The organism is Pontibacter burrus, from assembly GCF_010686685.1.
In the GTDB taxonomy this organism is placed as follows: domain Bacteria; phylum Bacteroidota; class Bacteroidia; order Cytophagales; family Hymenobacteraceae; genus Pontibacter; species Pontibacter burrus.
In genome coordinates this window covers 322,719-346,995 of the sequence record NZ_JAAGWD010000006.1, presented here as the reverse complement: position 1 = coordinate 346,995, position 24,277 = coordinate 322,719, and the positions used below count along the sequence as shown (strand labels likewise).

The following is a 24,277-nucleotide window of genomic DNA, read 5'->3' as shown; positions in this document are numbered from 1 at the left end:
GGCAAACTATAGTTTCGTTACTGCTTGTTGTTATTTTCGGCCTGCTCTTCTTCCTCTTCCACTTTCTTTGCGTCGCGCATCAGTCGGTTGGCAAAAATAAACTCATTCAGCTCTTTTACATCAGAGTCCATGATGTCATCGCGGGTACCTTCCCATAGTTTTTTACCCTGGTAAAGGAACATAATCCGGTCACCAATTTCGATCACAGAGTTCATGTCGTGGGTTACAACTATAGTTGTGATGTTGTACTCAACGGTAATCTCCTTTATCAGTTCGTCAATTTTGATAGCTGTAAGCGGATCGAGACCGGAGTTGGGTTCGTCGCAGAAAAGGTAGGTACAATTAGGCGCTATGGCACGGGCAATGCCAACACGTTTTTTCATACCGCCGCTCAGTTCAGATGGCATCTTTTTATTCGAACCCTCCAGGCCAACACGTTTCAGGCAGAAGTTTACACGATCCATCCTGTCACTTTTGGTCATGTCAGGTGTCAGCATTTTAAGCGGAAATTCGACGTTTTGCTGCACGTTCATGGAGTCGAAGAGGGCAGACCCCTGAAACAGCATTCCTATTTTGCGGCGGATCTCCTGCCGTATGTCTAGTTTGTTGTTTGTGAAGTAAGTGCCGTCAAATGTAACGCTTCCGATGTCTGGTTTTACCAGGCCTACGATGCACTTCAGCAGCACACTTTTACCAGTGCCACTGGCGCCAAGCAACAGGTTGGTTTTGCCCGTCTCAAATACGCCGCTTACGCCGTCCAGCACTTTTTTATCGCCGAAGGTTTTATGTATGTTATGTATTTCAATCATTGTAATTTAAACTATAGGAGTAACTGGGCACACACGTAGTCGGCTATCAAAACGGCAATTACACTGTTGGTAACTGCTGCAGTACTGGCCGCGCCCACTTCCAGTGCACCTCCCGAGGTATTATACCCCTTAAACGAAGAGATGGAGGAAATCAGGAAGGCAAACACAACTGATTTTATCAGTGCGAAAAGGATGTTATAAGGTACAAATGCATCGCGTATACCCGTAATATACTCCTGGGCTGTAAGGGCATTTGTTAATGTACCGGCTATATAGCCTCCTGCAATAGACAGGAACATGGCCAGAATCACCAGCATCGGGAAAACGAACAAGGCTGCAATAATTTTAGGCAGCACCAGGTAGTTCTCAGAGTTTATACCCATTACTTCCAGGGCATCTACCTGCTCGGTTATCTGCATAGTGCCCAAGCCGCTGGCAATGTTTGAGCCCACTTTGCCTGCCAGTACTATGGAAGTTATAGTTGGGGCCAGCTCCAGAATGGTCATTTCGCGTACCATAAACCCGATGGTAGAGCGGGGAATAAGCGCATTGGTCAGGTTATATGAAACCTGAACGCAGGTTACGGCGCCAATAAACGTAGATACAATACCAACTATAAAAATGGAGTTTATACCTATTAATATGGCTTCGTCTATCGTTCTGTTAAACAATATGCGCGGCGATTCGATGCGGGTAACCAGGCTACCCAGGAATATGAGATATTTTCCGAAATGCTCCAGCATAGGGTGTGCGATGTCTGAACTTGGTGGTTTGTACTTGTTTAAATCAAATTTACGCTATAAATACCTATCTTACGCGTGTAATAGCTAAACATATAAAATTAAATATATTTCTGCATGCAACGTTACATACTGGTTACAGGCGGTACCAAAGGTATAGGAAGGGCGGTAGTAGAACTTTTTGCTAAAGAAGGGTTCCACATTATCACCTGCTCCCGAAACGAAAATGACCTGCAAAAGTTGAAGTTAGATATAGAACAGGCCTATACTTTTACAAAAGTGTTTTACCAGCAGGCTGATCTGAGTGATATAAAGTCAATCAATGACTTTATAAAATATGTTCAGGGCCTGAATGTGCAGGTAGATGTAGTAGTGAACAACAGCGGCCTGTTTGTGCCCGGCAAGATTACGGAAGAAGACGATGACGCGCTGCCGTTCATGATCCATACAAACCTGTACAGTGCTTATTATATTTCAAAAGCCTTTGCCAAGGACATGATCAAGCGCCGCAGCGGGCATATCTTTAACTTGTGCTCTACGGCAAGTATCACTCCTTACATAAACGGTGGCTCGTACTGCATCTCTAAATTTGCACTGTACGGCATGACCAAAGTACTTCGCGAGGAGACAAAGGAACATAACGTTAAAGTTACAGCGTTGCTGCCCGGAGCTACGTTAACCGCAAGCTGGGAAGGTGTGGATTTGCCTGCAGAACGCTTCATGAAGTCTGAAGATGTGGCAAACGCAATCTGGGGTGCCTATACCATGTCAGAGAACAGCGTAGTGGAGGAAATACTTATTCGCCCGCAATTGGGAGACTTGTAAGTTTGGGAGTTAAAGAGTTTAGGAGTTAAAGAAGGTAAAAGTTAGAAAGTTTTGAAGTTAGAAAGTTGTGATAGGTAGAGACGCAATGCTTTGCAACTTACACTACAAAAGAAACAACAATTTATCCATCAACCATTCAGCAATTAAATACATATAACTATGGAATTAAAAGGGAAGATAGCCGTGGTAACCGGTGTGAGCAAAGGAATTGGATTGTCTACTGTGGAGGCGCTATTGGATAAAGGTGCTATAGTTGCGGGTTGGGGAAGAAACGCTCCGGAGCTTAAGCACGAGAATTTCCACTTTTTTGAATGCGATGTTCGCTACCCAGAGTCGGTGCAACGTGCGTTTGATCAAACCATTTCGCAGCTAGGCGTTCATGTATCGGTGCTGGTAAATAATGCCGGCCTTGGTATTGGCGGTTACCTGGACGAACAATCAATAGAAGACTGGCTTACGATGTTTGAAACAAACGTGAATGGCGTATTCTACTGTTCGCGTCTTGTGCTGCCTGGCATGAAAGAGTTAGGCGAAGGCCACATCATCAATATCTCCTCTATAGCCGGAACAACCGGTATAGAAGGCATGTCGGGGTATTGCGGTAGTAAGTATGCGGTGCGCGGTATTTCACAATCTCTTTACAAAGAAGTGCGCAACTATGGCGTTAAAGTTACCTGTATTTTCCCGGGATCGGTTAACACCAATTTCTTTGACAATTTCGAGAATATAACCAGCCGCGAGAACATGATGCGCCCTGAAGACATTGCCTCAACTATAGTTCATGCCCTGGAGTCGCACGCAAACTACCACCATGTAGAAATTGAAGTACGCCCGCTGATGCCGAAAGGCAGAATTCAGAAGTAGAACTAAGATTTAGTGATGTACAGGAAGCCAGGATTTTGTTAATTTTGGACTGAAATATTAATGAATACTTAATAATGAGTGATGAATAATGGCTCAACTATAAACTATAATTAGGCATTACTTATTACTCATTAATCATTAAAGAATGTCTGTAGAAGTAAAGAACCTTACCAAAATCTTCGGGGAACAGCGCGCTGTAGATGATATTTCGTTTACAGTGGAGCAGGGGCAGATACTTGGTTTTCTGGGCCCTAACGGTGCCGGCAAATCCACTACCATGAAGATCGCTACCTGTTACCTGCCGCCATCAGCCGGAACTATAGTTGTGAACGGCTATGATGTGGAGCAGGACCCGATTGCTGTGCGCCGCATGGTGGGGTATTTGCCGGAACATAACCCGCTTTACCTGGATATGTATGTGCACGAGTACCTGGAGTTTGTGGCATCTGTTTATGGTATAAAAGGCAAAGCAGCCAAGGCCCGTGTGCAGGAGATGGTGGAGCTGTGCGGGCTTACGTTGGAGCAGGGTAAGAAAATAGGTGCCTTATCGAAGGGGTACCGGCAACGAGTTGGCTTAGCACAAGCACTGGTCCACGACCCGCAGGTACTGATCCTGGATGAACCAACTACAGGTCTTGACCCTAACCAGATCGTAGAGATTCGCTCGCTCATCAAGCGTATTGGACAGGATAAAACGGTGATCTTCTCGACACATATTATGCAGGAAGTGGCCGCCATCTGCGACCGCGTGGTGATTATTAACCGTGGCAAACTGGTAGCAAACAGTGATGTGGCGAGCTTACAGGCGGGTAGCAGGGGAGAGAAAACAACTATAGTCGAGTTTGAGCACCCTATTCAGATTGACTTGCTGCAAACTATAGCCGGAGTTACTAACGTGGGACAGGTACAAAGCAATACATACCGCATTACCTCGCGTCAGGATGCCGATATCAGATCTTCCGTATTCCGGATTGCAGCCGAACATAACTGGCCACTTGTAGGCCTGCGCCAGGAAGAAAACTCACTCGAACACATTTTCCAACAGCTTACTAAATAATGATGAATTATAAATTATGAATTATGAATGAGATGGTGGGATATCAATAGTTTATCATCCATTTCTAATTCATAATTCAGCATTCATAATTATAACAGAATGTTATCCATACTTAAAAAAGAATTTAACGGCTTCCTGAACTCGCTGATCGCTTACATGGTGATTGCGGTGTTTCTGGTAGCGACCGGCATGTTTACATGGGTGTTTCCGGATAGCAGCGTGCTGACGTACGGCTTTGCCGATATGCAGACACTTTTCTCGATGGCTCCGTGGCTTTTCCTGTTTCTGATACCAGCCATTACCATGCGCACGTTTGCTGAGGAGAAACGTGAAGGAACTATAGAACTGCTGCTGACTAAGCCCATTACTGATCTGCAACTTATACTTGGGAAGTTTTTTGCTGCGCTGTTGCTGGCCTTATTTGCGCTGGTGCCAACACTGCTATATTACTATACGGTATATGACTTAGGCAATCCACAGGGCAACGTCGACTCTGCTGCTGTTGTTGGCTCTTATCTTGGGTTGATCTTTCTTGCCGGTGTTTTCTGTGCCATCGGCGTGTTTGCATCGTCTATCTCCAGTAATCAGATCATCTCGTTTATAGTGGCGCTGTTTATGTGCTATATCATCTATACAGGCTTCGATCTGCTGGCTTCTATTCCGGCACTGGCAAGTTATAGTTATGGCATCAGCCAATTGGGTATTTCATATCATTACGATGCCATCAGCAAAGGCCTGATCGATTCGCGCGATGTGCTCTATTTCCTGTCCGTGATCACGATCATGATCTTATCTACCAAACTTGTATTAAGCAGCAGAAAATGGTAACGCAGGAAACGAAAAAACCTACAAGCAAACGCCGCCGCGATATCACCCGCTATCTTTTAGCTATAGTTTCGTTGGTTATGGTTAACATGCTGGTTTACAACTATTTTTTCAGGATAGATCTGACCGAAGATAAGCGTTACTCCATCTCTCCGGTAACAAAACAGATGCTGGGTGAACTGCCGGGTGAAGTATTTGTGGAAGTTTACCTGGAAGGCGATTTTCCGTCTGGCTTTAAGCGGCTACAGCAGTCGGCTCGTGAAACGCTGGATGAATTCCGAATTTATGCTGATGGCAATGTGCGGTATACATATTTTGACCCTAACTCTATTACCGACGAAAAGAAGCGCACCGAATTTATGCAGCAACTGGGCCAAAAAGGCATACAGCCGACCAACCTGCGTGCCACCGAAGAAGGTAAACAAGTAGAGCGTCTTGTATTTCCGGGAGCAATTATCCGGTATAATGGCAAAGAAACAGCTGTTAACTTTTTGAAAGGCAATCTTGCTGCAACACCAGACGAACGTTTGAACCAGTCGGTAGAAGGAGTGGAGTATGAACTGGCTGCCGGAATTCGTAAAATAGCTTTCCAGGGTAGTAAAACTATAGGTTACATTACTGGCCAGGGAGAACTTGAATTTCAGCAGGTAACAGACTTGTTAGGCTCATTGCAGCAATATTACCGCGTAGCGATGGGTAACCTAAACGAAATACCATCCCTTGAAGGCCTTGACCTGATTATCGTTGCAAAACCTACTCAGCCTTACTCTGATGCAGATAAATACAAAATAGACCAGTTCTTAATGAATGGGGGCAAAGCTGTGTTTTTTGTTGATGCCCTGGATGCGAACCTGGATAGCCTGGGCAGAGGCGGCACCTTTGCGATGCCTTATAACCATAACCTGGACGACCTGTTTTTCCGGTATGGCGTGCGCCTGAACCCGACACTGATCATGGACCTAAACTCGGGCTTTATTCCGTTGGTAACGGGCTATACAGGCGGCAGACCATCAACCGAGATGATCAACTGGCGTTTTTATCCGCTTCTTAACAAGTTTAGCAAGCACCCGATCACGCGCAACCTGGATGCCGTGTACAGCAAGTTCATCGGAACTATAGATACTGTGAAAGCTACAGGGGTGATTAAAACTCCATTGCTGTACACGTCACGATACTCACGCATTATGCAGGCTCCTGTACCGCTTACCCTGGAAGAAGCCCGCATGGATGTTAATCCGGAGCAGTACCAGGCAGGAGAGCAACCGGTGGGTTATTTGCTGGAAGGTACATTTACGTCTCTTTTCCGGAACCGTCGTGCACCTGCCGGAGTTGCCAATACTACGGTTAAAGAACAGGGGGTACCTACCCAGATTGCTGTTTTCTCTGATGGCGACCTGATCCGCAATGATGTGAACCCCAGAACAGGGCAAGCCTATGAACTGGGCTTCGACCGTTTTAACAACATTAAATTTGCCAACAAAGAACTGGCCATGAACACCATTCATTACCTGCTCGATTCGGAAGGATTGATTAACGTACGGAGCAAGGAAATAAAGCTGCGACCGCTAGACAGAGTGCGTGTACAGGAAGAGAAAACTTATTGGCAGGTACTGAACCTGGTAGTCCCGATCGCGTTGCTGGCCCTGTTTGGCGTAACCCGTTACTACCTGCGCAAACGGCGTTATGAAAAGTTTTAAAAAATCAGCATAAAACAGCCAAAAACCTGAAAAACCTTTGCTGTTGAGCTTAGTATAAATCCGAAATATTTTTAACTTTGCCTGAATAACATTATAGGGATATAGAATGAAATTTATAGTTTCTTCATCTGCGCTGCTTAAGCAGTTAGCCAGCATAAATGGGGTGGTAACCAACAACCCGGTAGTGCCAATCCTTGAGAACTTTCTCTTCGAGATCAGCGACAGCACACTAACTATAACAGCCAGCGACCTGGAGACATCCATGATCACAGAGCTGCCTGTTGAAGCAAGAGAGAATGGCCGTATTGCCGCTCCTGCTAAAATTCTGTTGGATACCCTGAAGAACCTGCCAGACCAGCCGGTAACCTTTACCATCGACGAAGAAACTTATACGATCGAGATCAGCTCATCAAACGGCCGCTACAAGCTGTCTGGCGAGAACGCTACTGATTTCCCGCGTGTGCCTGTTGTAACAGGTGGTAACGCGATCGAGATTCCTTCTAATGTACTTTCACGCGCAATCAATAAAACGATTTTTGCTGTCAGCAACGACGAGCTTCGTCCGGCTATGACAGGTATTTTTGTGCAGCTGCGTTCTGATAACGTTACGTTTGTTGCAACTGATGGTCACCGCCTGCTGCGCTACCGCCGTATGGATGTGGCTACAAGCCAGGAAGCATCGCTGATTATTCCGCGTAAGGCTTTCACGCTGCTGAAGTCTACACTGCCAACCGAGGCTACTGCAGTACGCATGGAGTTCAATAACTCAAATGCTTTCTTCAGCTTCGATAACATCCGCATGATCTGCCGCCTGATTGATGAGCGCTATCCGGATTATGAGAACGTTATCCCGGTGCAGAACCCTAACAAGCTGATCATTGAGCGTCAGTCGCTGTTAAGCTCTGTTAAGCGTATCTCTATCTACTCAAATAAAACAACGCACCAGATTCGCCTGAAACTATCTGGCTCTGAACTTCAGGTATCTGCTGAAGACCTTGATTTCTCAAATGAGGCGAATGAGCGTTTAGCTTGTCAGTACGACGGCGAAGACATGGAAATCGGTTTCAATGCCAAGTTCCTGATCGAGATGCTGAATAACATCGATTCTGACGAGATCACATTCGAACTGTCTACGCCAAACAGAGCTGGTTTGCTAATGCCACTTGCCAACGAAGACAACGAAAATGTTTTGATGCTGGTAATGCCTGTAATGCTGAACAATTACGTATAAGAACTATATTTCTCCTAACGCGCAGAAGGCGGGCCTCAAAGCCCGCCTTCTGTTTTTATATCGTATTCAGTATCTAACTGTAGTTAGCTATAAAATACTGGTTATCTGGAAAGTATAACTATAAATTAAACAAGTATCTTTCTAGTACAGCTTATTATATTCTGACTTGTTTCTACATTTGTAGTTAATACTTTTAGCCCTCTACTTCCAGATGAAGTTGTATTTATTCAGGTCTGTTCCTGCCGCCGCTGCAGCCGGATTCAGATCCAGTTATCAGCTACAAAATAACAGAAGCACCACTATAGTAGCCCGTGTATGGCTGGCTATTGCCCTTATTGTAGTTGTTAGTAACGAGCTGGTACCATATGAGCATAAAATCAGAGGTGCAGGCCTTTACCGGGTGGCCTACTATAGTTATGCCATGAGTTCTATGGCTGTATTGGCAACGCTCTGGTGGCTAAAACGCAAAAAAATATCCCCCGATTCTAAACTATACCGTTGGGCCTGCCTGGGCTATAGTTACATTTTTGCCATAACCTGCCTGCTGATGTCGGTAGCTTACCAGGGTAACCCGGTAAATAACATGACCATGTATCTGATGGGCCTGATGCTGGTTGGTATGCTGGTAGTGCTGGAATTGAAGGAGTTGCTGCTGCTATCAGTGCTTATTGAGCTCACTTTTGCGATAGGAGTACAGTTTCTTGATCTTTCGGAGGCACAGCAGATCACTAACCAAACGGGCTCTGTCTTTATCCTGATTTTCTTTTTCCTGCTTAGCCGTTTGAACTATACATTCAGAGCGAATCATTTTATGCAGCTACAGCTCATAAAAAAACAGAAGCACGCACTACAAGAAGCTAATAAGGCGAAAACTGCTATTCTCGGCGTAGTAGCACATGATTTGCGGACTCCATTTAACAATATACAGGCGCTTGTAAAACTTATGCAAACGCGCGAACTGAGCCTAGCTGATAGGCAAAAGTTCTACGACATGATCCTGAAAAGCTGCCAGAGTTCTGAAGATACAATTAATGACCTTTTGGTGATGGCACGCTATGAGCAGGAAGATGAATATCCGCTTCAGAAAACCGAACTTTGCGAGTTTATAGTATCGCTTTCTGAAGAATGGAACATTCGCCTGAAAGAAACCCGCCAACTAACTATAAGAGGTTCAAATGCTCCGTTATATGTAAACCTCAATCCCGAAAAGTTCAGGCGTGTAATGGATAACCTTATATCGAATGCTATTAAGTTTACGGATGAACACGGTCAGATCAACATCGGTATTTCCCAGACAGATCGTGAAGCGTTGCTGAGCATCTCTGATAATGGCATTGGCATACCACAACACCTGAAGCCACATTTATTCAGTGCTTTCTCTAAGGCATCTCGCAAGGGCCTGCGCGGAGAGAAATCAGTAGGGTTGGGGCTAAGTATTGCCAACACACTGGTGCAGCAGCATAAAGGAACTATAAATGTAGAAAGCGCAGATAACGGTACCACTTTTAATATTGCACTGCCGCTTTGCAATAATTAGGTCAGCGCACTTTCTTAAGTTTTATGTAAACCGGGAAGTGATCGGAGTAACCACCTATATAAGTAGTGCCGTTGTAGGTAGTCCGGGGTGTGTTTTTATACTTGCCAAACGTGTATTTAAGAAACTCCGGGGCGTATATCTGAGCGGAGCCATGTACATATTCAAGTCCCTGTTGGTCCAGCAAGGCTTTGGATACAAGGACCTGGTCCAGCATCATAAAATTGCCGCGCCTATGGTAACTGCCTAGCCCCTGCACATAGTTTATATAAAACGTATTGAACAGCTCAGTTTTATAGTTTGGATTTGGTCTTCCGTTAGCCTGTAGCACCTGTTGCAATACCGGCGAGTTAGGTTCTTCGTCAAAATCACCAATTACCAAAATGTTAGCGTCCTGATTCTGTTTCAGGTCCGCATCTATAAGCCGTCGGAGTGTGCTAGCCGCTGCACGACGATTGCGTGTGCCCTGCGCTGCATTGCCATAGTTTGCAGGCCAGTGGTTTATGTACAGGGTTACTTGTTGCCCTTCCAGTTCTCCTTTAACCTGCAATATATCCTTGCCTTTGAAATTCCGCTGCGGGAAATCAATTTTTACAGCTTTCTGAGCTAGTGGCTTAAAGTTTTTAGGGTTATAGATCAAAGCTACTTCCAGCCCCAGTCTGTCATCCGACTCAAAATGAATAAACCGATATTTCTTTTTCCGGAGTAGTGGTTGATTCAGAAGAGACTGCAGTACCTGGGCATTTTCCACCTCGGTTACTCCGAGAATAGCCGGCCCGTCTTTCCCGCCTATTGTAGCTATAGCTTGACTCAGGTTCTTAAGTTTATGCTCGTACCGGATGCTGTTCCACTGCAGTTCTCCATCCGGATTATAAGCGCTGTTATAGGGGTTGTCCTGTGCATCGTATAGTTTTTCGAGGTTATAAAAGCCTACTGTATAGGTTTTTTCCTTGGTCGGGAGTATACGGGCACAGCCTGCAAGGGTAAGAAGGGTAAAAAGCGTAAAGAGAATTTTTATTCCGTGGCGCATCGCTTAACTTTGTAGAAAATATATGCATTCAGGCATATTACGAGAGGCAGATACTATAAAGTTTAAATTTTAAAGAAATGAAGAAGTCAGAAATATATTTTAGCATTGCTTTAGACGACCAGAAGATACCTGAAGCCATTAGCTGGCGTGCAACTGATGCAGGCGAAAAGATCCATTTTGCAAAGGCAATCAACATTTCGTTATGGGACCGCGACGAAGCAGGCACTATGAAAATTGACCTGTGGACGAAAGATATGCCTGTAGATGAAATGAAATATTTTTACATTGATACGATTGGCGCTATGGCCCAAAGCATTGCTACGGCTACCAGTGATAACGTAATGGCTCAGAAAATGCGCGCGCTTTGCGAGGAACTAATGAACCACGTAGAAGCAGAGCGTCAGAAGAATATCCAGCAGTAGTCTGCCGAACTATAAAATCAAAAAGGCCGCTAGAAATAGCGGCCTTTTTTGATTTTATAGACTGGTATAGATTAGTTTACTGCAGTAGTTTCGCCGGTTGTTGCACTGGCGATTGAGTTGTCAGCTGGCTGTCCGCCTTTTGCCACAAACTCCTTATCATAATTGCTATAGTATTTGCGGTCTCCGAAGTAGTCGTTGTACTGCACAGTGCTCAGAACATTCTCCAGTTTTACATCACGCTCAGCGCAGATAGCTTTGCATTTCTGATCAATCAGCTCCTGGTTACCTGCATACTGAGTTTCTACAGCCATCATTTTTGCAACTACGTCCAGATTTATCTCACGCACTTTATTAGACTGATAATTGTTCAGGCGTAACTCGCGAATCATTTGATCTGAAAGGTTGTTGGCTCTGTTTTCTACAGTTATAGATTTCTCGTTTCCGTCGGCTGCAGCTGTGAAGATGAGACCTAAGCAAGCGCACAATGTTACCAATAAGCTTTTCATAGTTGTTTTCCTTTTTCCTGTTTTACTTTTCTACAACCAACCGGTGATGAAAATAATTCCCTGATACCAGATGATTTCTTATGATCTGTATAGTGCAGGAATTATGCCAAAAAGGCTATCCCTGTAACAGAATAGCCCTTTATATGCAGTTTTAACGAAAAAAGTTACCAGTTATTACGCCACATCATCGATTCGACAGGAGTAATGGTACGGTTATTATATTTCGCGTTTTCTTTCAGGTTATAATAGTTTTCGATGCCGCCTTTCACTTCAAAATAAATAAGCTGGCCAATTGGCATGCCATAGTAAACACGCACTGGCTGTGTAACCGAGATTTCCAGGGTCCAGGTATTGCAGAAGCCAACATCGCCTTTGCCTGCGGTAGCATGTATGTCTATACCCAAACGGCCCACACTCGACTTACCCTCCAGGAACGGAACGTGCGCATGTGTTTCGGTATACTCCAAAGTAACACCTAAATATAAAGTGCCTGGTTGCAGCACAATCCCTTCTTCCGGTATCTCAAAAACATCGATTTCATTGTGCTGGCGTGCATCCAGTATTTCGTCGCGGTAATTGGCCAGGTAACGGCCAAGATGCACATCGTAAGAGTTTGTACCGAGGCTTGAGCGTCTGAATGGTTCTATCAGGATAGTTCCTTTTTCTATCTCTTCTAGAATTTGCTTATCTGTTAGGATCATGGAAAGTGCAGGCTAAAAAATTGATTGTAAAAGTAATGAATAAAGCGCATACACACCAAGTATAAAAAGAACGGCAGCCCAATTTTGTGGTGCTGCCGCTATTTTATAGTTAAAAGACGCTTCTATTATGCGTGTATAGCCTTTAATGCTTCGTAGTTGGCCTGCACAAATTCATCTACCATTTCTGGGGTAATGGCCGTAGAAACAAACATAGCTTCGTACTGTGATGGCGCCAGGTAAATGCCACGCTGCAGCATTTCGTTAAAGTAACGTCCGAATAGGGCTGTGTCAGAAGTTTTGGCGCTATCAAAATCAGTTACGGGGTTGTTTGTAAAGAAGATTGTAAACATAGAGCCTAACTGGTTTACCGTATAGTTCAGCCCCAGCTTTTCCATGTTCTGTTTCATTCCGGCAACCATGCGGCCTGTAGTTTCCGCCAATTGGGTATATACCTGCGGGTTGTTTTTCAGGTGCTGTAGCATGGCCATACCGGCAGCCATGGCAATTGGGTTACCTGATAAAGTACCTGCCTGGTAAACCGGGCCGGCCGGAGCAACAAAGTCCATGATCTCTTTCTTGCCACCATAAGCACCTACCGGCATACCACCACCAATAATTTTTCCGAGTGTGGTCATATCCGGCGTAATACCAAACAGCTCCTGTGCACCGCCCTGTGCAAGTCTGAAACCAGTCATTACTTCGTCGAAGATCAGTACAATGCCTTCTTTGGTGCAAAGATCACGCAAGCCTTGCAGGAATTCCTGTGTTGGCTGCACAAGGCCCATGTTACCGGCAACGGGCTCCAGAATAATGGCTGCCACGTTGTTTTTGTTAGCATCTACCAGCTCCTGCACGGCCTGCAGGTTGTTAAAAGGAGCTGTCAGCGTATCGTTTGCTGTGCCTTTGGTTACGCCCGGGCTATCAGGTACACCTAGCGTTATGGCGCCACTGCCTGCCGCAATCAAAAAAGAATCGCCGTGGCCATGGTAGCAGCCCTCAAATTTGATCATCTTATCGCGGCCGGTATAGCCACGCGCCACCCGTATAGCAGACATAGTAGCTTCAGTACCGGAGTTCACCATGCGCACTTTCTCGATGCTTGGCACCATGCTGATAATGAGCTCTGCAATTTCTACTTCCTTGCGGGTAGGAGCACCGAAGGAAAGGGAATTTGGGATAGCCTGCTGTACTGCTTCCTGTACAATTTCGGAAGCATGGCCCAGGATCATTGGTCCCCAGGAATTAATAAACTCCATGTAACGGTTACCATCTTCATCATATAAATAAGCGCCTTTGGCAGACTTTATAAAACGTGGGTTTCCACCTACGGCTCTGAAAGCTCTAACTGGAGAGTTAACGCCGCCAGGAATAAAATTCTGGGCGCGCTGAAACAGTTCTTCACTGATTGGTGCAGTTTTCATCGGGTAATTATTTTTTAAGTATAATTAGTAAACCGTGTTTACTACTATAGGTTGAAGGTTCTCTAATTTAATGATCGGTACAAACTGGTTGTCGGGCTGCAGGTGATTGCGGGAGGCCCGGCTGGTATAGCCTACGGCAGGGTAAAGCGCACCTTTGCCAACACCATTTTCCTGTAGGCCCTGTGCAATGTTAGACCCATATTGCTGCAGCAGGCTGCCATAGAAGTACAGCATCTCGAAACCGGCATAAGCATACACCGAAGGCGGTACATTGTAGCGGTTGATATACTTCTGCCGGAAACTTTTAACGGCAGGTGTTCTAAGGTCGATAAATTTCGGACTGATAAAATATACTTCCAGGTTATCGAGCTGACGTAAAGAGATCTGGTTTATGTTAAGCCAACTATAGTAAGTCATCAGTGGGAGCGAGGCTGATGTCGCTTGTATTTTACTGGTTGCATTTACTGCTGCAGTCATCTTATCAGAAAAAACTGCCATGTGGCCTACATCAGTTAAGTTAAGGTCGTTGAACGTTTTAGCTGTGGCAGCTGCCTGTGCAGGATTTATTTTCTTATAGTTCTTTACTTTGCCACCCAACTTCTTAAACTGCTCTTTGTAGAAATAAGCAAAAGTGGTATCCTCTTTTGTATTCTCGAAAAGGATGACTGCAGTTTTTGGGGAGAAAGTGTTATAGGCATACGTTGCAGCCTGGCGCGCCTGTGTAGCTACTGAAGACTCAAAAAGATAAACATTGCTGCCTTCTTCTGCCAGATCAAGGTCCTGAGACAATGGATTAATAACCGGAATACCTGTTTCGCGGGCAAAACGGCTGGCTACACGTGCCGAGCTCTTATAAACCGGGCCAATAACCAAGTCCATTTGCTTTAGCTCGGGCAGGTTCAGTATACGGTTAACTATAGTTGTATCGGTACCGGCATCGTACGTATACAGGTTAACTTTAAGGCCCTGCGCAGCCAGTGAGTCCTGAGCTAATTGTATGCCTGCATACAGGTCGTTAATGAACTGGTTTTTGCGGGCGTTCTGGCCTGGAGCCTGGTTTAGCTGGAAGGGCAGGAGCAGGGCTACATCTACGCCTTGCTGATTACGGGCGGCGGCATTTAAATACCTGTTCTTGTCAAGGTTATGTTTAGCTACCAGTCTTTCCAGCGTCGCTTTGTCTTCCGGACGGTACCAGCCACTAACCAGTTTATCTGCATACACCTGGGCCAGTATCTTGTCGTTGGGGTAACGCTGTACTAATTTCTCAAAAGCAGCTTTATCGGTTAAGAGACGCAGGTAGTGTTGCTCTAATGCTGCAGCATCAGAGGCAAGCGGGCTAGTGTTTAACTGCTGAAGTTGCGTAAGCGCTTCGTTATAGTTGCCCAACTCAAACAGGACATTAGCCAGCAAGTAAGTAGCATCCGGCATCTGTGCCCAGTCAGGGTGCTGTGCTTTCAACTGTTGCAGCATTTGCTGCGCTTCTTTGTATTTTTGAGCCTTAAAAGCTGCAACAGAATAAAAATAGGAGGCTTCGGGGGCGTAAGGATTGCCGGCAGAAGTAAGCGGAAGAAATTCCGACATGGCCTGCTCATAGCGTTGTTGCTGCAACAGAATTTTACCGTTGCTGTAGGTAACATCCTGGTTTTGCTGGGCAAGTACCGGAGACGCCAACGAAAGCCCTAACACTAAAACTACACTCTTACAGAAGTTGCTCATATTTTCCAGTTTTGAATGTGAGAATGAGTGACCGAGTGAATTTTAATACCGAATATTATTCACCCAATCACTCATTCAAAATTCACTCATTAGTAGTTATTCCCACTCTATAGTTGCCGGTGGCTTAGAGCTGATGTCGTATACCACGCGGTTAACGCCTTTTACTTTGTTGATGATCTCGTTTGAAACATCAGCCAGGAATTCATACGGTAAACGGCTCCAGTCGGCGGTCATACCATCGATACTTGTTACTGCGCGCAGTGCTACTACATTTTCATAGGTACGCTCATCGCCCATCACACCCACCGATTGTACAGGTGTAAGGATAGCGCCGGCCTGCCATACTTCGTCATACAAGCCAGACTTTTTCAGGTTGCTGATAAAGATATGATCCACCTGCTGCAATATCTGTACCTTTTCCGGGGTAATATCACCTAAAATTCGAATAGCCAGGCCAGGACCCGGGAAAGGATGACGTCCAAGTATGGCATCGTCGATGTGAAGGGTTTTACCTACCAGGCGAACTTCGTCTTTAAATAACGTCTTAAGCGGCTCAACCACCTTCAGTTTCATGAAGTCGGGGAGACCACCTACGTTGTGGTGCGATTTTATAGTTGCTGAAGGGCCTTTTACGCTCAATGACTCAATCACATCCGGGTAAATGGTGCCTTGCGCCAGCCACTTCACGTCTTCAATCTTATGTGCTTCTTCGTCAAAAACCTCGATGAACACGCGGCCAATGGCTTTGCGTTTTGCTTCAGGGTCAGTTAAGCCAGCTAAAGCATCGTAGAACTTCGATTTGGCATCTACACCCTTTACGTTCAGGCCCATGTGCTTGTAAGAGTCCAGTACGTTTGCGAACTCATCTTTGCGAAGCAGGCCGTTATCTACAAATATGCAGTACAGGTTTTTGCCAATGGCATGATGTATCAGCATGGCAGCCACGCTGGAGTCTACACCACCAGATAAGCCTAGTACTACTTTATCGTTGCCCAGTTGTTGTTTCAGTTCAGCAACAGTAGCATCCACAAATTGTTCTGAAGTCCAGTCCTGCATGCAGCGGCAAATGTGTACCACAAAGTTACGGAGCAGGGTTTTGCCTTCGTCGGAGTGGGTTACTTCTGGGTGAAACTGAATGCCATATGTTTCCTGGTCGCGGAGCTTGTAAGCAGCTACACGAACCGTATCGGTACTGGCAAGAATCTCAAAATTATCCGGAACCTCTTTTATCGTATCGCCATGCGACATCCAGACTACTGAACCCGGCGTGAGCTCTTTCATGAGGCGGTTAGCCGTATGCAGCTCCGATAACCTGGCGCGGCCATACTCGCGGATGGTGGATGGTGTTACTTCACCGTTGCTCTCGTGGGCAATTAGCTGTGCACCATAGCATACACCAAGTACAGGCAACTTACCAAGGTATTGAGCAAGGTCTATAGTTGGGTGTTCTGCGTCCCGCACGGAGCATGGGCTTCCTGATAATATAACACCTTTTACTTCGTCTGTGAGGGCAGGAACGTTATTGTAAGGGTATATCTCACAGTATACATTAAGCTCGCGAACCCGTCTTGCTATAAGCTGGGTATATTGGGAGCCAAAGTCGAGGATGAGAATTTTTTCTGGCATGCGCAAAGGTAAGGCGCTTTTACAGTATTTACCAATACTTTTGAATATAAGTGAGGTTTGAGGGAGTTATGAATTATAAATTATAAATTATGAATGGGGGAGGGGGATTTGAATTTACCTCACCCCAGCCCTCTCTTAAGAACAGGAGAGGGAGTTTTGTTCTGTTGCTATAGTTGTGTCGTTCCTTAGTCGATACGATAGTTAACACCCCTGTGAGCTACGCTCGCAAGTTTCGAACTCCCGTTCTCACTTGTCCTCAAGGGGACAGTTTCTGTCACTGCTATAGTTTGAGCTGTCCTTCTATAGTTGGCAATTAACCTACCCCTCCCAAGAGGGGAATTCTGCTGTTGCTATAGTTTAAGTTATACATCTATAGTTCAGACCACGAGCAGGTAGGCGCAGCCTGCCCCTCAGAACTACCACCATGAAAAGGCGATGCAACTATAACTGCTCAAGAAGCATGAACTATAGCTATCGAAATGATCACAGTCTTTGGGTTGAGCGCCTTGTAGATTTCAGGTGCCGTCAGGCATTGCGACGCAGGAGCAAAAGAAATATACACCGCGCGATGCCCGAAGACGAGGCCTCGCGGCCGTGAGCGCACCAAAGCTGGATTGAAACTTTAGGCTGGTAAAGCTCCCAGGATAAAAGGAAGCTATGAAAGAAACTTCTCGTGTCAATTCAGTAACTATAGTTTGATAAGGTCATATAAGATGTCTCGACTAACGCTCGACATGACAAAGGTACTACTATAGGCTGAGATAGATTTCTCGCTACACTCTAAAAAACATAGGATTCAACTGTAGACATCATCGATATCTAAATTTAAAAGCACCTGATAATTTGAAACTTATAGTTTAAGAGTAAAATTTATGCGTTTTTAAACCGCAATAATTTGCTTTCAATGAGAATATCCGTACTTTTGTAACGGCAAATCGGCACGGCCAGCTCCTGCCAAATCCCCCAGGACCGGAAGGTAGCAAGGGTAGGTAGTCGAAGCGGCGCGATGTTGGTTTGCCACTTTTTTTTGCCCATACCCCAACGGCATCTGCTGCCATACCTAAAAATAGCCGCTTTTCTTCCGGTTTCAGGATTTATAGTTTAGCTTTGTAACTATAATCATCCCATCTCATATGAAATTCTTTATCGATACTGCAAACCTGCAGGAAATTCAGGAAGCGCACGACCTAGGCGTGTTAGACGGCGTTACCACCAACCCATCGCTGATGGCGAAGGAAGGCATCTTCGGTCACGATAACGTGATGGCGCACTACAAGAAAATTTGTGAAATTGTAGATGGCGACATCAGTGCAGAAGTAATCGCTACAGATTATGAAAACATCATTAAAGAAGGTGAGTTTTTAGCTGAGCTGCACCCGAATATTGTGGTGAAAGTGCCTATGATCCGTGATGGCGTTAAAGCGATCCGTTATTTCAGCGAGAAAGGCATTAAAACAAACTGTACGCTGGTATTCTCGGCTGGTCAGGCGATACTTGCTGCTAAAGCTGGTGCTACCTATGTGTCTCCGTTTGTGGGCCGTTTAGATGACGTATCTACAGATGGTATGCAGCTGATCGACCAGATCGTGCAGATTTACAGCAACTATGGCTACCAGACGCAGGTATTGGCTGCTTCGGTTCGCCACGTAATGCACCTGGTGCAGTGCGCTGAGATCGGTGCCGACGTAGTTACCTGCCCGCTTAATGTAATCACTAGCCTGCTGAACCATCCGCTTACCGACATCGGTCTGCAGAAGTTCCTGGCTGATCACGCAAAAGGAAATAAATAGTATTAATTAGAAATTATGAATTAGAAGTTAGAAATGGGTACAAATGCCTTCATTTCTAATTTCTAATTTTTAATTCATAATTTACTCCCAATGTACATCATCAAAGTAAAAGGCAAGGCCAAGATTCCGGATTACATACAGTTACGCGATAGCAATTTCGTGCTGATAGCTTATTTCCGGGCCGACCGGCCTCTGAAAAACCTGGACCGCTATGGGCTGGAAGGGAAAGAAGATGCACTGGCTGCTTTGATAGATTCACTGGAATTTGGTAAACTGCAGAAATTAGAGATTTAAGTATACATGAGTTTTTCTTCTTCACCCGTAGTATCCCTTCGCGATGTAGCTGTTTACCAGGATGTTAATACCATTTTGAGTGGTGTATCGTTCGATATTGAGAAAGGGGAGTTTGTGTACCTGGTAGGGCGCACAGGCAGCGGGAAAAGCTCTTTACTTAAGACTTTATATGCCGACCTGCCTTTACTTACCGGCTCGGCCTCGGTTTCTGATTTTAACCTAAGCAAACTTCCCCGCACAAAAATCCCGTTTCTGCGTCGACGTTTAGGTATTATCTTTCAGGATTTTCAGCTGCTTTTTGATAGAACCGTTGCTGAAAACCTGAGCTTTGTTTTGCGCGCAACCGGCTGGAAGGACAAGAGCAAAATAAAGCAGCGCATTTCTGAAGTGCTCATGCGGGTTGGACTCGATGCAGCCGCCAACAAAATGCCACACCAACTTTCGGGTGGCGAACAGCAGCGTATAGTAGTGGCCCGCGCCTTGCTGAACGAACCTGTAATACTTATTGCCGATGAGCCAACCGGTAACCTCGATCCGATTGTAGCAGATGGCATTATGCAGCTGTTTATGGAGATAAACAACAGCGGTACGGCTATACTCATGGCTACACACAACTATGAGATCATTAACCGCTATCCAAAGCGTGTGCTTAAATGCGAAAGCGGAAAAGTACTTGATTCTAATAAAGAGACCTTCGCGTTTACAACAGCCAGCTACTAAGTTTTTCCGGTTTTATAGCCTCATGCGGCAGCTATAGTTTATAGTTGCAAGCGATAACTATAGTTTTCATTGAAGCACAATCTCTGATATCAGGCTGAGAGTGTCATCTAACAAAACTTAGTGCTCATGCTCATTGTGCGTGAACGTTTCTTCTGCAGCCTTATCTTTAAGGATGACCTCGCTGATCAGCAAGGCAAGCCCTAACCCGACACCGGTAGCAATCAGATCTAAGTAGTCAAAAACTCTTGAAGTATAGTTTTGCTCAAGCTCGTATACCGCTGCACCCAGAGCCGCTAAAGCCATGTTCTTAGGTATATTTTTATTGCTGAACCCTGCTATGAGTAAACAGGCGCCCAGCACGTAAAAGAAACTTGGAGCAAACCCTTGTAATCCAAAATCATCCATCTGATTCTCAATAACCCAGGGCCTGTATACTAATTTGCTGGCAAAACCCAAAAGTGCAGCTATTACCCCAACTATGCGTAAGGTTTGTTTTTTGCTGTCTGTAGTCATCATCTTTGCTTTCAGTAGATTTAGATTAACCAGCGCATTAAGCTGGCAGGGAATTACAATCCTGTGTAAGTTCTCACGAGTTTCCGCACCCAAACATTCAGTTCCGGATACACTTTAAAGCCCAATGTGAGTGCGCTATAAACTATAGTAATGGCTATTGAGCGCACCGCGATATCGAGGTAAACATTGCCCAGGTAAGGGATGAGATATGATGCAGCCAGCGACACCAAGGCTATAGTTGTTATGCCAAGTGAGCTCCAGGCAAATGGCTGCATTTTGTAAGCCCATAGTACAAAGAACATCCGCAGCAGGTTAATAAATATCAGCGACAGCATGGTGGCAAAGGCGGCCCCGTTCATGCCATAGAGCGGAATAAAAATAGTATTGGTCCAGATGGTTAGCCCGGCGAGCACAATGTTAAACAGCAGGTCCCAGCGGTACTTATCAGAAGTTGCCAGTATGATGCCGTTAATACCCGTTGCAAGGTCTACCAGTCGGGCCATAGCCAGGAAAAAAACCACCCACTTACCCGCACTATAGGTTTCGGGCATGAAAGAGAACAGGTTATCGAGGTTAGCCCAAATGCCGATAAAGAGCAGCAACCCAATAATAAGGTTAATAAGCGTAATTTGCTTGTAGAACTTCGCCATTCCCAGCATATCTCTGTTTTTCCAGAACTCGGCTACTTGCGGAAAAGCAATCTTAAAGATGGCCAGCGCAGGTGTAACAATAGCGCTCGTGATATAAAAGGAAGTAGTGTAAATACCATTGTCAGCCAAACTCACGGAACTAATCATAACCTGGTCGACTGACTTAATGATGGTAACCGAAATGTTGCCCATGAACGTGAACAGTCCGAAATACAGCATCTCCCGGAACGGAATAATACTTACCGCTTCGGCAAACTGTGGCTTTATGAAGAACTGTTTCAGCCACATGGTATAGGCGATCAGCACCAGCGCAATGGCAGAGTTGGCGGCCACGTACCACAGCACAAACATCTCAAAATCCATCCAGCCGAAACTATAGGCCAGCAGCAACACCAGTATCAGCACCCGTGACAGGAAATCCTTTACAAACGACGAAACTATCGTTTTAAAAAGGGAGCGCAGGTAGGCCGTGAACAGGTTAAAAAGCAGCGTAAAAAACGCCAGCGGAATGATGTAATGGTAATAATCTAGCAGGAGAGAGGAGTTCTCTTTGTAATAATCGGCTACTACGGGCTTAAAAATGATGAACAGCGCCGTCATGAGGGCGAAACCGAACATCGGCACCGAGAGCAGCACGAACAGGAAGCCGTGGTGTTTTTTCTCTTTGTTGCGGAAGTACGGGAAGTACCGTACACTCATATTCACAAAGCCAAGTGCTGCAAACTGCGCAAACATCTCGGCTATAGTTAGCAGCAGGCGTGTCAGGCCAACCTGCTCTTCATCCAGGATGTTCGGAAAAAGGATCAACACATTTACGTACCCGATGGCAATGCCGGCATACGAGATGATGGTGTTCCAGATACCTTCGCGCTGTAATTGTCTACTCATTGGCTAAAGTCAGGGAGCAAAGGTAAAATTTTTGGGGATAGTAAAGTAACTATAGCTTCGCCTTTGCAGGCTGACTAGTCTGAACAAACTCCTTTAGGTATTTTAAAGCCAGTTCACTGCTTTTTCCATCATGCTCCGTCCCAACAGTAGCATTGTAGTATTTTGCGCGCAGGTAAACTTCTGGTTTTTGATTTAGCGAACTTTGTAACAAATCCCGTAGCTCGCTATAGTTAGTCGCAGCATCTGCTAAGCCATGTGCTATAAAACCATAGTAATCGTGCAGGCTCTCGGTTGAGTTCATGTTGTAGAAGATCGACCAGACATTTAGTAATACTGCTTCCAGGTGAATTCCCGAATTCCCACTTAGTTGCACATCAATCCGGTTGAGATAATCGAATGTTGGCTCAGTGCGGGGATCGGAAATGCTGATGTTGGAGCTTATAGTGGAGAGCGTTTTAAAGTCTCGTTTGTCGCGGGGATGGGGACGAAGAATGAAGTTTATAGATGGGAAATCTATAGTTAACTGCCGGAGCAGCCTGGTAATTTCGCCCAAATCATCCATCAGATTACAGCCTATCCCGATGGTCCCGATCTGTTGACTGGTATTTCTATAGTTAGCGTAAGCATCGGCTTTGGGCATGCCTACCAACTCCACTTTGCCTTCAACTGGGCCACATAGTTTATACTTAACCAGTGCATCCTGCCCCTCAAGTAAGTTCAGGTCGAATTGCAGGGGGGGGAAAATAGGGCTGACACTGGCGTGCTGGATATAGGCTGTATTAATGCCAGCAGCTTTGGCGGCAAGCAGCATGGCACGGGCATCTGGGTTGTGATCGTTTGCAAAAACTATAGTTGCCGGCTTGTACTTGCGAAGCTTCTGCAGGTATACTTCATAAAAACCAATGGCATCAAACAACACATCATAAAACCGTAGCGTGCTTTCCTTTTTATGTTTCAGAAACTGGAAGTAAAGCGGCAGGAATTTATAGTAATAAAGCACCTTCTTCCGCAGCGACAGGCGGTTAACTATAGCATTGTACTTACCGATTTCCTTGCTCTGCCCAGCTACAAAAACAGCATCAGGAATACCTTCCTGTATAAACTTCAGACTGTCATAATTATTCTGGCTCACCACATATAGCCACACTTTTCCCTTCAACTTTCCAGGTTGCTCCACCGACTTAAACAGGTTGCCGACAAGCCGTACTAAACTATAGCCAAGTACTTTTAGCAAGCGCTTGACCAGAGAAGTTGGGGACACAGCATTTTTAGCGCTTTCTGGCAGTTTATAAAAACCATCTGAAAAGTGCAGGTGCAGGATGTTGCTGTAGAGGACGTACCAGTTTTTCACGATTTATACCATATCCCAGGTAAGGGGAGTGCCGGCTTTAATGTTGGTGGCAGCCGGTTTACCCAGCAATTCTTCATAATGCTTTGGTGCGAGCCCAAGTCCCGGACGAATGACCCGGATATTTTCTTTGGTGAAAGCTTCACCTGCGGCTATGTCTTTGGCCGCATAAACTGAGCGCTTGAACAAACGACTTTTCTCTTCGGCCTTTTGTACCCCATACTGCACGTGGCCCATGGCTTGCCAGGCTCTTTCCGATTCCACCACCAGCATTTTCAGTTCTTCAGGCTCCAGCGAGAAAGCAGAATCTACACCACCATCAGCACGGCGCAGCGTAAAATGTTTCTCAATTACGGTGGCTCCCAAGGCCACCGCTGCTACGGCTGCACCCACGCCCATCGTATGGTCTGATAGGCCAACCTGCACATTATATAGTTCGCGCATGTGTGGTATGGTGAGCAGGTTCGTGTTTTCGGGAGTAGAAGGGTAGGTGCTGGTGCATTTCAGAAGAATGAGCTCCTGGCAGCCCGCCTCCCGTAAAACCTGCACGCCTTCTGCCACTTCCTGCACAGTTGCTGCCCCTGTGCTCATGATCACCGGTTTTCCTGTTGCAGCTACTTTGCGTAAAAGTGGATGATCTGTGTTTTCAAAAGAAGCAATCTTATAGACAGGTGCTCCCAGCTCTTCCAGGAAATCAACCGCCGTCTCATCAAACGGCGACGAGAAAGCGATCATGCCACGCTCTTTGGCTCGCTCAAATATAGGTTGATGCCACTCCCAGGGCGTGTAGGCTTCCTTGTACAGGTCGTATAGTTCGCGGCCTTTCCACAACGAATTCTCATCCTCTATGGTGAAAGCGCCTGGCAAGGTCATGGTGTCGGCAGTGTAAGTCTGTAGTTTTATGGCGTCAGCACCAGCATCGGCAGCGGCATCAACTATAGCCAATGCCCGCTCCAGCGACTGGTTGTGGTTGCCCGACATTTCGGCAATAATAAAAGGCTTATGATTTGCGCCAACCAGGCGGCCTGCAATGTTTATATCGTTGATCATGATTTTCTAAATTATACTTT

The 24,277-nt window shown here is 45.6% G+C and carries 23 protein-coding genes and 1 other RNA gene; 12 read left to right on the top strand and 12 right to left on the bottom strand.

Annotation, left to right across the window (positions count from 1 at the left end; genetic code table 11):
• Positions 1 to 17 precede the first annotated feature (17 nt).
• Positions 18 to 809 carry an ABC transporter ATP-binding protein gene (locus GXP69_RS15045; RefSeq protein ID WP_163915896.1) on the bottom strand — a complete coding sequence of 264 codons (792 nt, stop codon included), beginning with the start codon at positions 807 to 809 and terminating at the stop codon, positions 18 to 20.
• Positions 810 to 820: 11 nt separating this feature from the next.
• The gene (locus GXP69_RS15040) at positions 821 to 1,549 is read right to left on the bottom strand and encodes an MlaE family ABC transporter permease (RefSeq protein WP_394367363.1); all 729 of its coding nucleotides are present in this window, start codon (positions 1,547 to 1,549) and stop codon (positions 821 to 823) included.
• Between the two features lie 117 nt (positions 1,550 to 1,666).
• Between GXP69_RS15040 and GXP69_RS15035 the strand changes: the two genes are divergently transcribed.
• The 7 genes from GXP69_RS15035 to GXP69_RS15005 all read left to right on the top strand — a co-directional run bounded on the left by GXP69_RS15035 (position 1,667) and on the right by GXP69_RS15005 (position 9,585).
• Positions 1,667 to 2,374: an SDR family oxidoreductase gene (locus GXP69_RS15035; protein ID WP_163915894.1), complete on the top strand. Its 708-nt coding sequence runs from the start codon at positions 1,667 to 1,669 to the stop codon at positions 2,372 to 2,374.
• 159 nt (positions 2,375 to 2,533) lie between these two features.
• Positions 2,534 to 3,238, top strand: coding sequence for an SDR family oxidoreductase (locus GXP69_RS15030; RefSeq protein WP_163915893.1), 705 nt, complete (start codon positions 2,534 to 2,536; stop codon positions 3,236 to 3,238).
• Between the two features lie 145 nt (positions 3,239 to 3,383).
• Positions 3,384 to 4,295 (top strand): gliding motility-associated ABC transporter ATP-binding subunit GldA, encoded by a 912-nt coding sequence (gene gldA / locus GXP69_RS15025; RefSeq protein ID WP_163915892.1) that lies wholly within the window; start codon positions 3,384 to 3,386, stop codon positions 4,293 to 4,295.
• A 99-nt stretch (positions 4,296 to 4,394) separates the two neighbouring features.
• Positions 4,395 to 5,123, top strand: coding sequence for a gliding motility-associated ABC transporter permease subunit GldF (gldF, locus tag GXP69_RS15020; protein WP_163915891.1), 729 nt, complete (start codon positions 4,395 to 4,397; stop codon positions 5,121 to 5,123).
• On the top strand, positions 5,117 to 6,817 hold the full coding sequence (gene gldG / locus GXP69_RS15015) for a gliding motility-associated ABC transporter substrate-binding protein GldG (protein ID WP_163915890.1): 1,701 nt from the start codon (positions 5,117 to 5,119) through the stop codon (positions 6,815 to 6,817). Before gldF ends, gldG begins: the two co-directional genes overlap by 7 nt.
• Positions 6,818 to 6,923: 106 nt before the next feature.
• A complete protein-coding gene (gene dnaN / locus GXP69_RS15010; protein ID WP_163915889.1) occupies positions 6,924 to 8,048 on the top strand; it encodes a DNA polymerase III subunit beta in 1,125 nt (374 codons plus the stop codon).
• Positions 8,049 to 8,259: 211 nt separating this feature from the next.
• Complete coding sequence (locus GXP69_RS15005; RefSeq protein ID WP_163915888.1) at positions 8,260 to 9,585, top strand: sensor histidine kinase; 1,326 nt, start codon at positions 8,260 to 8,262, stop codon at positions 9,583 to 9,585.
• Position 9,586: 1 nt separating this feature from the next.
• On the opposite strand, the gene GXP69_RS15000 is transcribed toward GXP69_RS15005, so the two are convergent.
• Entirely contained in the window at positions 9,587 to 10,612 is a 1,026-nt protein-coding gene (locus GXP69_RS15000; RefSeq protein WP_163915887.1) for an endonuclease/exonuclease/phosphatase family protein, read from the bottom strand.
• 77 nt (positions 10,613 to 10,689) lie between these two features.
• On the opposite strand from GXP69_RS15000, the gene gldC reads away from it, so the two are divergent.
• Complete coding sequence (gene gldC, locus GXP69_RS14995; protein ID WP_163915886.1) at positions 10,690 to 11,034, top strand: gliding motility protein GldC; 345 nt, start codon at positions 10,690 to 10,692, stop codon at positions 11,032 to 11,034.
• A gap of 71 nt (positions 11,035 to 11,105) precedes the next feature.
• On the opposite strand, the gene GXP69_RS14990 is transcribed toward gldC, so the two are convergent.
• From GXP69_RS14990 to guaA, 5 genes are all read right to left on the bottom strand, one after another.
• Complete coding sequence (locus GXP69_RS14990) at positions 11,106 to 11,540, bottom strand: hypothetical protein (RefSeq protein WP_163915885.1); 435 nt, start codon at positions 11,538 to 11,540, stop codon at positions 11,106 to 11,108.
• A gap of 164 nt (positions 11,541 to 11,704) precedes the next feature.
• On the bottom strand, positions 11,705 to 12,241 hold the full coding sequence (dcd, locus tag GXP69_RS14985) for a dCTP deaminase (protein ID WP_163915884.1): 537 nt from the start codon (positions 12,239 to 12,241) through the stop codon (positions 11,705 to 11,707).
• 125 nt (positions 12,242 to 12,366) lie between these two features.
• A complete protein-coding gene (hemL, locus tag GXP69_RS14980) occupies positions 12,367 to 13,662 on the bottom strand; it encodes a glutamate-1-semialdehyde 2,1-aminomutase (protein WP_163915883.1) in 1,296 nt (431 codons plus the stop codon).
• Positions 13,663 to 13,686: 24 nt separating this feature from the next.
• Positions 13,687 to 15,378 carry an ABC transporter substrate-binding protein gene (locus GXP69_RS14975; protein ID WP_163915882.1) on the bottom strand — a complete coding sequence of 564 codons (1,692 nt, stop codon included), beginning with the start codon at positions 15,376 to 15,378 and terminating at the stop codon, positions 13,687 to 13,689.
• A gap of 96 nt (positions 15,379 to 15,474) precedes the next feature.
• Positions 15,475 to 17,004 carry a glutamine-hydrolyzing GMP synthase gene (gene guaA / locus GXP69_RS14970; RefSeq protein ID WP_163915881.1) on the bottom strand — a complete coding sequence of 510 codons (1,530 nt, stop codon included), beginning with the start codon at positions 17,002 to 17,004 and terminating at the stop codon, positions 15,475 to 15,477.
• Between the two features lie 927 nt (positions 17,005 to 17,931).
• On the opposite strand from guaA, the gene ffs reads away from it, so the two are divergent.
• The 4 genes from ffs (at position 17,932) to GXP69_RS14950 (ending at position 19,808) form a co-directional block, all read left to right on the top strand.
• Positions 17,932 to 18,028: signal recognition particle sRNA small type (gene ffs, locus GXP69_RS14965), an RNA gene on the top strand.
• 109 nt (positions 18,029 to 18,137) lie between these two features.
• On the top strand, positions 18,138 to 18,794 hold the full coding sequence (gene fsa, locus GXP69_RS14960) for a fructose-6-phosphate aldolase (protein WP_163915880.1): 657 nt from the start codon (positions 18,138 to 18,140) through the stop codon (positions 18,792 to 18,794).
• A 90-nt stretch (positions 18,795 to 18,884) separates the two neighbouring features.
• Positions 18,885 to 19,088, top strand: a complete 204-nt coding sequence (locus GXP69_RS14955) for a fructose-6-phosphate aldolase (protein WP_163915879.1) — start codon at positions 18,885 to 18,887, stop codon at positions 19,086 to 19,088.
• A gap of 6 nt (positions 19,089 to 19,094) precedes the next feature.
• Complete coding sequence (locus GXP69_RS14950) at positions 19,095 to 19,808, top strand: cell division ATP-binding protein FtsE (protein ID WP_163915878.1); 714 nt, start codon at positions 19,095 to 19,097, stop codon at positions 19,806 to 19,808.
• A 117-nt stretch (positions 19,809 to 19,925) separates the two neighbouring features.
• Here GXP69_RS14950 and GXP69_RS14945 read toward each other — a convergent pair whose 3' ends face one another.
• The 4 genes from GXP69_RS14945 to pseI are packed head-to-tail and all read right to left on the bottom strand — an operon-like array spanning position 19,926 to position 24,257.
• Positions 19,926 to 20,324, bottom strand: coding sequence for a hypothetical protein (locus GXP69_RS14945; RefSeq protein WP_163915877.1), 399 nt, complete (start codon positions 20,322 to 20,324; stop codon positions 19,926 to 19,928).
• 50 nt (positions 20,325 to 20,374) lie between these two features.
• Positions 20,375 to 21,859: a lipopolysaccharide biosynthesis protein gene (locus tag GXP69_RS14940; protein WP_163915876.1), complete on the bottom strand. Its 1,485-nt coding sequence runs from the start codon at positions 21,857 to 21,859 to the stop codon at positions 20,375 to 20,377.
• Between the two features lie 49 nt (positions 21,860 to 21,908).
• Positions 21,909 to 23,210, bottom strand: a complete 1,302-nt coding sequence (locus tag GXP69_RS14935; protein ID WP_163915875.1) for a hypothetical protein — start codon at positions 23,208 to 23,210, stop codon at positions 21,909 to 21,911.
• Positions 23,211 to 23,213: 3 nt separating this feature from the next.
• Positions 23,214 to 24,257 (bottom strand): pseudaminic acid synthase, encoded by a 1,044-nt coding sequence (gene pseI, locus GXP69_RS14930; RefSeq protein ID WP_163915874.1) that lies wholly within the window; start codon positions 24,255 to 24,257, stop codon positions 23,214 to 23,216.
• Positions 24,258 to 24,277 lie beyond the last annotated feature (20 nt).

What these genes read in the sequence shown, in the direction of transcription:
- gldG (WP_163915890.1), top strand. Translation starts at nt 5,117, where the DNA reads ATGGTAACGCAGGAAACGAAAAAACCTACAAGCAAACGCCGCCGCGAT.
- GXP69_RS15045 (WP_163915896.1), bottom strand. Translation starts at nt 809, where the DNA reads ATGATTGAAATACATAACATACATAAAACCTTCGGCGATAAAAAAGTG.
- GXP69_RS14950 (WP_163915878.1), top strand. Translation starts at nt 19,095, where the DNA reads ATGAGTTTTTCTTCTTCACCCGTAGTATCCCTTCGCGATGTAGCTGTT.
- gldC (WP_163915886.1), top strand. Translation starts at nt 10,690, where the DNA reads ATGAAGAAGTCAGAAATATATTTTAGCATTGCTTTAGACGACCAGAAG.
- GXP69_RS15030 (WP_163915893.1), top strand. Translation starts at nt 2,534, where the DNA reads ATGGAATTAAAAGGGAAGATAGCCGTGGTAACCGGTGTGAGCAAAGGA.
- GXP69_RS14945 (WP_163915877.1), bottom strand. Translation starts at nt 20,324, where the DNA reads ATGATGACTACAGACAGCAAAAAACAAACCTTACGCATAGTTGGGGTA.
- hemL (WP_163915883.1), bottom strand. Translation starts at nt 13,662, where the DNA reads ATGAAAACTGCACCAATCAGTGAAGAACTGTTTCAGCGCGCCCAGAAT.
- GXP69_RS14975 (WP_163915882.1), bottom strand. Translation starts at nt 15,378, where the DNA reads ATGAGCAACTTCTGTAAGAGTGTAGTTTTAGTGTTAGGGCTTTCGTTG.
- GXP69_RS15005 (WP_163915888.1), top strand. Translation starts at nt 8,260, where the DNA reads ATGAAGTTGTATTTATTCAGGTCTGTTCCTGCCGCCGCTGCAGCCGGA.
- GXP69_RS15035 (WP_163915894.1), top strand. Translation starts at nt 1,667, where the DNA reads ATGCAACGTTACATACTGGTTACAGGCGGTACCAAAGGTATAGGAAGG.
- GXP69_RS14955 (WP_163915879.1), top strand. Translation starts at nt 18,885, where the DNA reads ATGTACATCATCAAAGTAAAAGGCAAGGCCAAGATTCCGGATTACATA.
- dcd (WP_163915884.1), bottom strand. Translation starts at nt 12,241, where the DNA reads ATGATCCTAACAGATAAGCAAATTCTAGAAGAGATAGAAAAAGGAACT.
- gldA (WP_163915892.1), top strand. Translation starts at nt 3,384, where the DNA reads ATGTCTGTAGAAGTAAAGAACCTTACCAAAATCTTCGGGGAACAGCGC.
- GXP69_RS14990 (WP_163915885.1), bottom strand. Translation starts at nt 11,540, where the DNA reads ATGAAAAGCTTATTGGTAACATTGTGCGCTTGCTTAGGTCTCATCTTC.
- guaA (WP_163915881.1), bottom strand. Translation starts at nt 17,004, where the DNA reads ATGCCAGAAAAAATTCTCATCCTCGACTTTGGCTCCCAATATACCCAG.
- dnaN (WP_163915889.1), top strand. Translation starts at nt 6,924, where the DNA reads ATGAAATTTATAGTTTCTTCATCTGCGCTGCTTAAGCAGTTAGCCAGC.
- GXP69_RS14940 (WP_163915876.1), bottom strand. Translation starts at nt 21,859, where the DNA reads ATGAGTAGACAATTACAGCGCGAAGGTATCTGGAACACCATCATCTCG.
- GXP69_RS15000 (WP_163915887.1), bottom strand. Translation starts at nt 10,612, where the DNA reads ATGCGCCACGGAATAAAAATTCTCTTTACGCTTTTTACCCTTCTTACC.
- pseI (WP_163915874.1), bottom strand. Translation starts at nt 24,257, where the DNA reads ATGATCAACGATATAAACATTGCAGGCCGCCTGGTTGGCGCAAATCAT.
- fsa (WP_163915880.1), top strand. Translation starts at nt 18,138, where the DNA reads ATGAAATTCTTTATCGATACTGCAAACCTGCAGGAAATTCAGGAAGCG.
- gldF (WP_163915891.1), top strand. Translation starts at nt 4,395, where the DNA reads ATGTTATCCATACTTAAAAAAGAATTTAACGGCTTCCTGAACTCGCTG.